Here is a 9,590-nt window from a genome sequence, read left to right on the forward strand (position 1 = left end):
TTGGGCGGTTGGGCTTCGGAAATCGTTAAAATCGGGAAAAGGCAAAGTCGTACGAGGCCACCGTCAACGGGCGCCTGCCCGGCTTCAGTTTGTTAATCTCCATCCAGCTCCGGACTACAGTCATAACCATTTGAAAAGTTCTTTCGCCTGGGTGATGTCCGAGCGCTACGCGGGTAGAATAAGGCCCCTGACCCGCAGGAAGGTTGCGAGGCCTCCCTGTCGATAACGATCTCTGCCGTTCCTTCGATGACCGTGTGACGGTGTTGAACCGGCCGCTCTTCACCGGTACGCCTTCACCAGGGTCGAGCGCCATGACGCTCACGTGTGCCGTACTCTTATTCAGGATCGTTTTGTTTAAATAGAATTGGGTTGAATTCGATGATTTCGACAATCATATGGGTCGTAAGCCGCTGTCTTCCTGGTGGTACCGTCTATTGTTCGATAGTATCGTCGAAACGGATTCGTTTGATTTTTTTAAAATGGGAAGCCGTGAAGCCGGTTACTTTTTTGAACTGGCTGGAAAGGTGGGCTGCGCTACTGTAGTTCATCCGAAAGGCGATCTCTGAAACAGTCAACTCTTCATACACGAGCAGCTCCTTCACTTTTTCGATCTTGTTATTGATGACATACCGTTCCAGCGTCAGACCCTGGTTCACGGCAAACAGGTGCGACAGGTAGTGGTAGTCGTAATTCAGCATCCGCGCCAGAAACGTCGAGAAGTTTTCCTGCAACGGTTCTGTAGCATGATGTACCTGTTCTACGACAAGCTGCTTGATCTTTTCCACCAGCTTGCTTTTGTGGTCGTCAAAGATTTCCAGGCCGGATTTTTTCAGGGCCAGCCTCAATAGCGTCTGGTCCTGCTCCGAGACCGGTTCAAAAATAACCGCCTCACCCAGCTTCACGTCCTGCCATACCAGTCCCAGGCGCTCGATCTCGTCTCTCACCACCATAATGCAGCGCAGGGTGACCATATTTTTTATGTACAGCTTCAAATAGCGGGTTAAAGGAGAATCGAAAATGCCGCACCCGGCCTGAAAGGCACTCCTTACCGTAAGGGAACAGTAAACCTAATCAATATTGGAGCCGATCGGCGCGATTTGTTGTATAAAGACGGCAAAAAACGAATTATGTAGCATTAAACAGGAATTCTATAGCGGGTGATGAGGCTGGGATCGGTAGTTTTATAACTGTCTTCCGAATACCAACCGTCCCTAAACCAAAAGAGTTCCGTACCAGGAAATGAAAAAGCCGGGCCTGCCCGCTGCTGGGTACCCCGCCACCGGCATCGGGGCCTTGTACGACCGCTATACGGTGCCCTGCGCCTCCTGGCCCACCTGACCGCCAACAAGCGGAATACATGCAGCAAGGTAGCTTTCTCAACGGGGGTACGCCACGGTCCAGCCAGGGGTTGGCGGAAGGCAGGCGCTGCGCAACAATTTGCGTGAGGCATCGGAAGTCGGAAACTCTCCAAAGACGATTGGCTACACAAAATAACAGCGATTCTTCCCGGCTTGCCGGCTGATGGAGTCTGTAATCATCCTCGAATTCAAAATCAAATAACCATGATGAAAACCGACCTCACCTTTATTTTCTCCGGATATATCTATACCTGCGAAGCGCAAGTCGACATTTCAGCCTTTCCACTTCTTGTCTTCGTACGCCTGCATGAGCAGGCGCTTACGGATCGGTTTGGTGAGGTATTGACGATCAAAACGAATTTTGACGGACTGCTGCCCCGGCAAGACGACCGGCCCGAACTCACCATGCTGCGCCAGGCTATTTTGGATGCCTTGCACCTAACTCCGGCATGGCAAACGGAACGGCTGCTTCGGAAACCTCCGCTTGCCTATTGATGCAGTGCCCGATTATCCGTGCCCTTTTACCAAAGCCGTCGTTGCGGGAAGCAATGGAAGGCTTTCCGGCTGCCTCAGAAAGTAAAAGCCCCGCGAAGTGCGGGGCTTTTACTTTTATTTTTCGGTTGTTAGTCCGGCCACCAGGTATTCTTTGTGCATCATGGAGATGTTGGTCACGGAGATCTCCTTCGGGCAAACGGCTTCGCAGGCGCCGGTGAAGGTGCAGGAGCCGAAACCTTCCTTGTCCATCTGGTCTACCATGCTCATCACGCGTAGCTTGCGCTCCGGTGCGCCTTGCGGCAGCAGGGCCAGGTGGGCCACTTTGGCGGCGGTGAACAACGAGGCGGAGGCGTTCTTACAGGCCGCAACGCAGGCGCCGCAGGCGATGCAGGAAGCAGCGGCGAAGGAAGCATCGGCAGCCGTCTTGTCGATCGGCAGGGCGTTGCCGTCCTGCGCGTTGCCGGTGTTGACCGAGATAAAGCCGCCGGCCTGGATGATGCGGTCAAAGGCGGTACGGTCTACGGCGAGGTCCTTGATCACCGGGAAGGCGTTGGCGCGCCAGGGTTCCACCACGATGGTGTCGCCATTCTTGAAGGCGCGCATGTGCAGCTGGCAGGTGGTGGTGGCGTGCCAGGGGCCGTGCGGGCGGCCGTTGATGTGCATGGAGCACATGCCGCAGATGCCCTCGCGGCAGTCGTGGTCAAACGCGATGGGGTCTTTGCCCTGCTCGATGAGGCGCTCGTTGAGCACGTCGAACATTTCCAGGAACGACATTTCCGAAGAGATATCGGCTACCTCGTAGCTTTCAAAGCGGCCCGCTGCGTTATTGTTTTCCTGACGCCATACTTTGAGGGTCAGATTCATATTGTAGTGTTCCATTCTTCCTCTTTTTAAGAATGCTGATTGGATTATTTGTAGCTGCGCTGGCTGGGCTTCACCACATCGTAGCGCAATTCTTCTTTATGCAGTTCCCACTCGTGCTCGCCTTTGAGCTGCCAGGCGGCCACGTACATGAACTTGTCATCCTGGCGCATGGCCTCGCCTTCCTCGGTCTGGTATTCCTCGCGAAAGTGACCGCCACAGCTTTCTTCGCGTTGCAGGGCATCGAGGCACATGAGCTCGCCCAGCTCGATGAAGTCGGCTACGCGGCCGGCTTTGTCCAGCTCGGGGTTGAATTCCTTGATGTTGCCGGGGATGCGGATATCGCTCCAGAATTCTTTCTTCAGCTGCCGGATCTCGTCGATGGCTTCACGCAGGCTCTGGGCATTGCGCGCCATGCCGCACTTATCCCACATGATCTTGCCGAGGCGCTTGTGCATGCTTTCCACGGTATGCTTGCCCTGGATGTTCATGAGGTGCTCAATGCGTTCGCGCACGTTCTTCTCGGCCTCCTCGAAAGCCGGGTGGCTGGTGGGGATGGCGTTGACGCGGATCTCGTCGGCCAGGTAGTTGCCGATGGTATAGGGGATCACGAAGTAGCCGTCGGCGAGGCCCTGCATGAGGGCGGAGGCGCCGAGGCGGTTCGCCCCGTGGTCGGAAAAGTTGGCTTCACCGAGGGCGTAAAGACCGGGGATGGTGGTCATCAGTTCGTAGTCCACCCACAGACCACCCATCGTGTAGTGCACGGCGGGGTAAATGCGCATCGGCACTTCGTAAGGGTTCTCGCCGGTGATTTTTTCATACATGTCGAAGAGGTTGCCGTACTTCTCCTTCACCACCTCTTTGCCGAGGCGGATGATGGTGTCGGTGTCTGCACTGGCCAGGCCCTGCTTCGACGCTTCGATCTTTCCGTAGCGCTGGATGGCGTCGGCATAATCGAGGTAAACAGCCTGCTTGGAGGAACCTACGCCATAGCCGGCATCGCAGCGTTCCTTGGCGGCGCGGGAGGCCACGTCGCGGGGCACGAGGTTACCGAAGGCCGGGTAGCGGCGCTCCAGGTAGTAGTCGCGCTCCTCTTCCGGGATGTCGCCCGGACGACGGTGGTCGCCCTTTGCTTTCGGCACCCAGATGCGGCCGTCGTTGCGCAGCGATTCCGACATCAGCGTCAGCTTCGACTGGTGCTCGCCCGTTACGGGGATGCAGGTCGGGTGGATCTGCGTCATGCACGGGTTGCCGAAGAAGGCGCCCTGCTTATGGGCTTTCCAGGCGGCGGTGACGTTCGAGCCCATCGCGTTGGTGGAGAGGTAAAATACGTTTCCGTAGCCGCCGCTGCAGAGCAGAACGGCGTGTCCGAAGTGGCGCTCGAGCTCACCCGATACGAGGTCGCGGGCAATGATGCCGCGGGCCTTGCCGTCGATGGTGACGAGCTCCAGCATTTCGTGGCGGGTGTACATTTTCACGTTGCCGAGGGCCACCTGGCGCTCCAGCGATTGGTAGGCGCCGATGAGCAGCTGCTGGCCCGTCTGGCCGGCGGCGTAAAAGGTGCGCTGCACTTGTGTGCCGCCAAAGGAGCGGTTGGACAGCAGGCCGCCATATTCGCGGGCAAAGGGAACACCCTGGGCCACGCACTGGTCGATGATGTTGCGGCTGACGTCGGCGAGGCGGTATACGTTGGCTTCGCGGGCGCGGTAGTCGCCGCCCTTGATGGTATCATAAAAGAGGCGGAACACGGAGTCGCCGTCGTTCTGGTAGTTCTTGGCGGCGTTGATACCGCCCTGTGCGGCGATGGAGTGCGCGCGGCGGGGCGAGTCCTGGAAGCAGAAGGCTTTCACCTTGTAGCCCAGCTCACCGAGCGAGGCGGCTGCCGAGGCGCCGGCGAGACCGGTGCCCACCACGATGATCTCCAGCTTGCGCTTGTTGGCGGGGTTGACCAGCTTCACATGGCTTTTGTAATCTTCCCATTTCTTCTCGAGAGGTCCGGCAGGGATTTTTGCGTCGAGCATACTACTTGTTTCTGGGTTCGAAAGATTGTTCGGAATAGGTACAGCTATCGGGCGAAATTGTTCACCGATATCAGTTGTAAGGATTCACCCACTGGAAATACATCGCGATGGGCATAAGCGCAAACAGCACGCAAACCACGATCGTGAAGACGTAGCCCAGGCTGCGGAGCATGGCCAGGTATTTCCTGTTGTGCACGCCGAGCGAGCGCCAGGCGCTGTGGAAACCCTGGAACAGGTGAAACGTAAGGGCGCCGACACCGAGCAGGTAAAGGATCACGACCCACTCTTGCTGGAACACTTCGTACATGCGGAGGAACAGGTTGTGCACGTGCACCGTGTCGTTGCGGTAAGAAGCTTCCTGGAGCATGCCGGGCGCAAGGCGCGAAGGATACCAGAACTGGGCGATGTGTACTACGAGGAAAAGCAGGATCAGGGTGCCGAGCAAAGCCATGCTGCGGCTGTACCATTTGGAGCCGCGGTTGCCGAGCGACACCTGGTAGCCCTGGCTGCGGCGGCTGCGGTTCTTCAGTTCAACTGCATATCCCTGCACAATGTGCAGCAGGAAGCCGGCGAAAAGCCCGAACTCGAGGATGCGGATGACAATGGAATTACCCATGAAGTGGGCCGCGCGGTTGAACATCGATCCGTTGTCGTTCGCGTTGAAAAACGTAAGGTCATTGAACAGGCAAGCGTTGAGCGCAACGTGGATCAGCAGAAAAGAAATGAGGAAGATGCCCGTCAGCGCCATAACGAATTTCCTACCTACAGCAGACGTGAAGAAGTGTGACCATTTCATAATCAGTCGGAGGGGATTGAAAATTTGCGCGAAGGTACACCCGGATTGTCAAAAAAGCGTCTGCTTCAACAAATTACAACCGGCTCCAAATGTGTCCTCCGGACACGAAGAGAGGGAACGCATGGTTCGACTTCGCTCACCATGACACGTAACATTCTGACTCAATAGTGCTGTCACCCCTGAGCGCAGTCGAAGGGTGCGTTCTTGCTCTTCAGAGCGTGAGGCGCTTCCCGAGCTCGTCGTCGATTTTCTTGAACAGGTGAAAGGGTTTGTAGGTGCGCCAGTTGGCAAGCTCCATGAGCTCTACGTAGTAATTGATCTTTGCTTTCCGGAAGTCGTGTTGCGTAGCCTCGGGCATGTTGAGACAAACGATCCAGCCAGCCTCGTCGCTCACTTCTTCGTGCCACTCCTCGTAGTAATCGCGGTCGCTGCTATGAAAGTTGAGCACGTTCTCGGCGATGAGGATGAACTTGTAAATACCTTCCTTTTCGAACTTGTCGATGACGTCGCGCTTCAGTGTCATGATGTCGTTCTCGATGGCGTCGTTCCACTCTCCCAGCAGCTCCAGCACGACGTATTTTTCCTCGTAATCGGCCTGCAGCACTTTCATGTAGAGCGTGCGGCTGCCGAACTCATCCCATTGCGGGTGGATGTAGTAATTGTACACGGTCTGGCTGAACTCGAATTCCGAATACTGCCGCTGAAAAAACGGCGAGCGTTCGTCTTCCTCGCTCACGTAAATGTGCCGCCAGTTATAAAAGGGTTCAATGTCGTGCATGTATTCTAATCTGCTTATTGGCTATTGTGCTGATCTGCTAACGATTTTCGAGGCAAAGTTCTGATATAGCTTGTTTCGCCGTCAAGGCTCGTCAGGCTTTAACTTTTACCTGCATTCATTGGCAGATCAGAAGGTTTCACAAATAAGCAGATTACATTTTTATGCCAGTTCCTTATGGTATGTGACCAGGCCGTCCATAGGCTTCTGGAGCACGGGCCCGAGGTCGAATTCGTAAGAATGGCAAAGTTCCGCGAGCTTGTCGCGGAAGCCGGCTGCCACCGATCCAACAAAGCTCACCGGGTATTTCCATACCTCGGGAATCTTGCACAGGTGCTGGTAGAAAAAGTCGTTGAGGCCGTCCTCGATGATGTTTTCGATCATGAAATGCCCGCGGTTTTCGGCGAGAAAGAGGGCAAAGCCGGCGAGGTAGCGGTTGGGGAAAGGCTGTTTGTACACGCGGTCGAGGATCTCCACGGGTGTTGTCAGGAAGCGGGCGTCGAAACGGGCGCGCAGCTCCTCGTCGAAGGTGTTATAGAGGTAATACTGCAGCACCTTGCGGCCCAGGTAGGCGCCGCTGCCCTCGTCGCCGAGCACGTAGCCGAGCCCGGGGCTGTTGCGCAGGATGGTCCGGCCGTTGTAATAACAGGCGTTGGAGCCCGTGCCCAGGATGCAGGCGAGCCCCTTTTCGTGGCCGCAAAGCGCGCGGGCAGCCGCCAGCAGGTCGGTGGCCACTTCCGACTTCGCCTCGGGGAACACCCGCTTGAGCGCCCGTTTGACTGCCCGGGCATTGTCGGGGCTGGCGCAGCCCGTACCGTAATAAAACACGCGTTCGATCGTTACATTCCTGAGTTTTTTCCCCAGCTCGTCTTCCAGCACCCGCACGATGCCGTCGGTGTCGAGGAAGTAGGGACTGATGCCTTGCGTCAGGATCGACTTGCTGCGACCTTCGTGCAACAGGCGCCACTCGGCTTTGGTTGCGCCGCTATCGGCGATCAGGGTTGTGAGCATGGGTGAAAAAGCGCTTATTTTGCGCCAATTTACAAATGTAACCGCTCCCCCCAATGAGGAATAAAAAACTGCAGGTATGGCTTCCCCTTCTCTTCTCCCTCGTGATGATCTCGGGGATGTTCTTCGGCTTCCGCCTGCACCAGCAAACCGGCACTGGTAAAGGGTTTTTCGCCCGCGAAGGCCGGAGCTCACTGCAGGAGGCCATCGACCTCATCCGCAGTAAATACGTAGACAAAGTACGGATCGATTCCCTGCAGGACAATGCCATGGAAGGGCTGATGAACCAGCTCGACCCGCATTCGGTGTACATCCCCAACCGCGAAGTGTCCGAGGCCAATGAAGACATTGCCGGCAATTTCGAGGGCATTGGCGTCGAGTTCAACATCTTTTCGGATACCGTTAACGTATTGTACGTGGTGCCCGGCGGTCCCGGCGAAAAGGCCGGACTGCAGATCGGCGACCGGATCATCCAGGTAAACGATGCCAACATCGTCAGCAAGACGCTCCCCAGCGACAGTATCCGCCGCATGATCCGCGGCCCCGGCGGCACCCAGGTAAAGCTCTCCATCGTTCGCAAAAACACCACCCAGTATTTCTACGTCACCCGCGGCACCATTCCCCTCCCCTCTCTCGACGCCGCGTATATGCTCGATGGCGCCAACGGCTATATCCGCCTCAACAAATTCTCCGAAACCACCTACCGCGAATTCATGCGCGCCATGGAGGACCTGCAGGCCAAGGGTATGAAGGCGCTCGTGCTCGACCTGCGCGGCAACGGCGGCGGCCTCGTCACGCAGGCGGTGAATATCGCCGACGAATTCATCGGGGGCAACGAGCTGATCGTATATACGCAGGGCACCAATTCCCAGCGTCACGACTACAATGCCACCAAGGACGGCGTGTTTGAAAAAGGCAAGCTCGTAGTGCTGGTGGATGAATTAACGGCTTCCGCTTCGGAGATCCTCGCCGGCGCGCTGCAGGACCTCGACCGCGCCACCATCGTGGGCCGGCGTTCCTTTGGCAAGGGCCTCGTTCAGGAGCAATACGGCCTGAGCGACGGCTCGGCGATCCGACTCACGGTGGCCCGCTATTTTACACCGCTGGGACGAAGCATTCAGCGCCCCTACGACAAGGGCAAGAAAGTATACCTCGAAGAAGTGCTGGAGCGCTACCGCAACGGTGAAGTGATCCACCCCGACTCGGTGTACCACGCTACCGGGCAAGCCTACAAGACGAAAGCCGGCCGCACCGTGTACGGCGGCGGTGGCATCATGCCCGACGTGTATGTGCCGGTGGACACGAGCTCGCTGACGGCCAATATCTCCAAGCTTTACCTGGATGGCAAATTCAATAATTACGTGTACCTGTATTATATGAGCCACCGCAACGACGTCAACGCCTTCAAGGCGCCGGCCGACTTTGCCCGCGGCTTCGTCAATACCGATGCGGCCTGGCAAGGCCTGGTTGACTTCGCTGAAAAAGACAGCGTCAACCTGCGCAACATCCCGGAGAAAGACAAGCGCGAAGTGCAGGCCCGCATCCGGGCTTACCTCGCCCGCCTGCGCTGGCGTACCCAGGGTTTTTACGAGGTGTACAACCAGACCGACCCCGTGGTTCTGCGCGCGCAGCAGGTGGTGAAGTCGTGATGTCGGAATCGGGAGTCGCTGATTCCTGAATATGAAGAAAGGCAGTCCGAAGGGCTGCCTTTCTTATTGCGGCTTAGCGATTGCCGATTGCCGTCCTCATCGGAACAGGTCCGGGTTTTTGTCCATCGCTTTCTTCTCGATGCTGTACGAGGCTAATAGCCCGCCGCCGCCGCCGAGGGCCACCAACGCGAAGTAAAGCGGCTCCACGTCGCCGCGGGGCGCACCGAAATTACTGATCAGGTAGGCCAGCAGCAGGCCGAGGCCGGCGCCCATAATGAGCAGGCCCGCTTTGAGGCTGTTGAAGGGCCGTGGCGAGCGCGGGTCTTTGCCCTTTTCGAGGATGGCGAGGTTCTCGCGGGTGCGGAGGTAAAAAATACCGAAGGTCATGGCCGTAGTGCTCAGGAAGAGGGTGATCGGCACGAGGTTATGGTCCATTGTCAAGCTTTTTTGAGGTTTCTGAAGCGGTTTACCCATCATCAGACGCCGCCCGGAAGGTACGGGTTACCGGAAAACCAGGATTATTCTTCACTTGTGCAGGCCGGTAATCAATGGGATCGGGAGCCGGATAAAAAAAGCGCGCAGGGCAGAATTTCAAAAATTCCGCCCTGCGCGCCGGCGCGGCAAGCC

The 9,590-nt window shown here is 56.9% G+C and carries 9 protein-coding genes; 2 read left to right on the forward strand and 7 right to left on the reverse strand.

From position 1 onward, the window contains the following. Positions 1 to 431: 431 nt before the first annotated feature. Complete coding sequence (locus E0486_RS14790) at positions 432 to 971, reverse strand: helix-turn-helix domain-containing protein (RefSeq protein WP_243697453.1); 540 nt, start codon at positions 969 to 971, stop codon at positions 432 to 434. 591 nt (positions 972 to 1,562) lie between these two features. Here E0486_RS14790 and E0486_RS14795 point away from each other — a divergent pair. Beyond that, complete coding sequence (locus E0486_RS14795) at positions 1,563 to 1,853, forward strand: hypothetical protein (protein ID WP_131853143.1); 291 nt, start codon at positions 1,563 to 1,565, stop codon at positions 1,851 to 1,853. Between the two features lie 114 nt (positions 1,854 to 1,967). Here E0486_RS14795 and E0486_RS14800 read toward each other — a convergent pair whose 3' ends face one another. The 5 genes from E0486_RS14800 to E0486_RS14820 form a co-directional block, all read right to left on the reverse strand. After that, a complete protein-coding gene (locus E0486_RS14800) occupies positions 1,968 to 2,717 on the reverse strand; it encodes a succinate dehydrogenase/fumarate reductase iron-sulfur subunit (protein WP_207906271.1) in 750 nt (249 codons plus the stop codon). A gap of 44 nt (positions 2,718 to 2,761) precedes the next feature. Continuing rightward, positions 2,762 to 4,735 (reverse strand): fumarate reductase/succinate dehydrogenase flavoprotein subunit, encoded by a 1,974-nt coding sequence (locus tag E0486_RS14805; RefSeq protein WP_131853147.1) that lies wholly within the window; start codon positions 4,733 to 4,735, stop codon positions 2,762 to 2,764. A gap of 70 nt (positions 4,736 to 4,805) precedes the next feature. Next, complete coding sequence (locus E0486_RS14810) at positions 4,806 to 5,531, reverse strand: succinate dehydrogenase cytochrome b subunit (RefSeq protein WP_131853149.1); 726 nt, start codon at positions 5,529 to 5,531, stop codon at positions 4,806 to 4,808. A 211-nt stretch (positions 5,532 to 5,742) separates the two neighbouring features. Beyond that, complete coding sequence (locus E0486_RS14815) at positions 5,743 to 6,309, reverse strand: hypothetical protein (protein WP_131853151.1); 567 nt, start codon at positions 6,307 to 6,309, stop codon at positions 5,743 to 5,745. Positions 6,310 to 6,468: 159 nt separating this feature from the next. Next, the gene (locus E0486_RS14820) at positions 6,469 to 7,317 is read right to left on the reverse strand and encodes an N-acetylglucosamine kinase (RefSeq protein ID WP_131853153.1); all 849 of its coding nucleotides are present in this window, start codon (positions 7,315 to 7,317) and stop codon (positions 6,469 to 6,471) included. Positions 7,318 to 7,370: 53 nt separating this feature from the next. On the opposite strand from E0486_RS14820, the gene E0486_RS14825 reads away from it, so the two are divergent. After that, positions 7,371 to 8,963 (forward strand): S41 family peptidase, encoded by a 1,593-nt coding sequence (locus E0486_RS14825; protein ID WP_131853155.1) that lies wholly within the window; start codon positions 7,371 to 7,373, stop codon positions 8,961 to 8,963. A gap of 96 nt (positions 8,964 to 9,059) precedes the next feature. Here the strand turns inward: E0486_RS14825 and E0486_RS14830 are convergent, their stop codons facing one another. Beyond that, positions 9,060 to 9,398, reverse strand: coding sequence for a DUF6249 domain-containing protein (locus E0486_RS14830; RefSeq protein ID WP_131853157.1), 339 nt, complete (start codon positions 9,396 to 9,398; stop codon positions 9,060 to 9,062). Positions 9,399 to 9,590: the final 192 nt, after the last annotated feature.

This window comes from Flaviaesturariibacter aridisoli (assembly GCF_004343705.1).
Taxonomy (GTDB): domain Bacteria; phylum Bacteroidota; class Bacteroidia; order Chitinophagales; family Chitinophagaceae; genus Flavisolibacter; species Flavisolibacter aridisoli.

Coding starts and splice junctions, on each gene's coding strand:
- E0486_RS14790 (WP_243697453.1), bottom strand. CDS start 971: ATGGTCACCCTGCGCTGCATTATGGTGGTGAGAGACGAGATCGAGCGC.
- E0486_RS14795 (WP_131853143.1), top strand. CDS start 1,563: ATGATGAAAACCGACCTCACCTTTATTTTCTCCGGATATATCTATACC.
- E0486_RS14800 (WP_207906271.1), bottom strand. CDS start 2,717: ATGAATCTGACCCTCAAAGTATGGCGTCAGGAAAACAATAACGCAGCG.
- E0486_RS14805 (WP_131853147.1), bottom strand. CDS start 4,735: ATGCTCGACGCAAAAATCCCTGCCGGACCTCTCGAGAAGAAATGGGAA.
- E0486_RS14810 (WP_131853149.1), bottom strand. CDS start 5,531: ATGAAATGGTCACACTTCTTCACGTCTGCTGTAGGTAGGAAATTCGTT.
- E0486_RS14815 (WP_131853151.1), bottom strand. CDS start 6,309: ATGCACGACATTGAACCCTTTTATAACTGGCGGCACATTTACGTGAGC.
- E0486_RS14820 (WP_131853153.1), bottom strand. CDS start 7,317: ATGCTCACAACCCTGATCGCCGATAGCGGCGCAACCAAAGCCGAGTGG.
- E0486_RS14825 (WP_131853155.1), top strand. CDS start 7,371: ATGAGGAATAAAAAACTGCAGGTATGGCTTCCCCTTCTCTTCTCCCTC.
- E0486_RS14830 (WP_131853157.1), bottom strand. CDS start 9,398: ATGGACCATAACCTCGTGCCGATCACCCTCTTCCTGAGCACTACGGCC.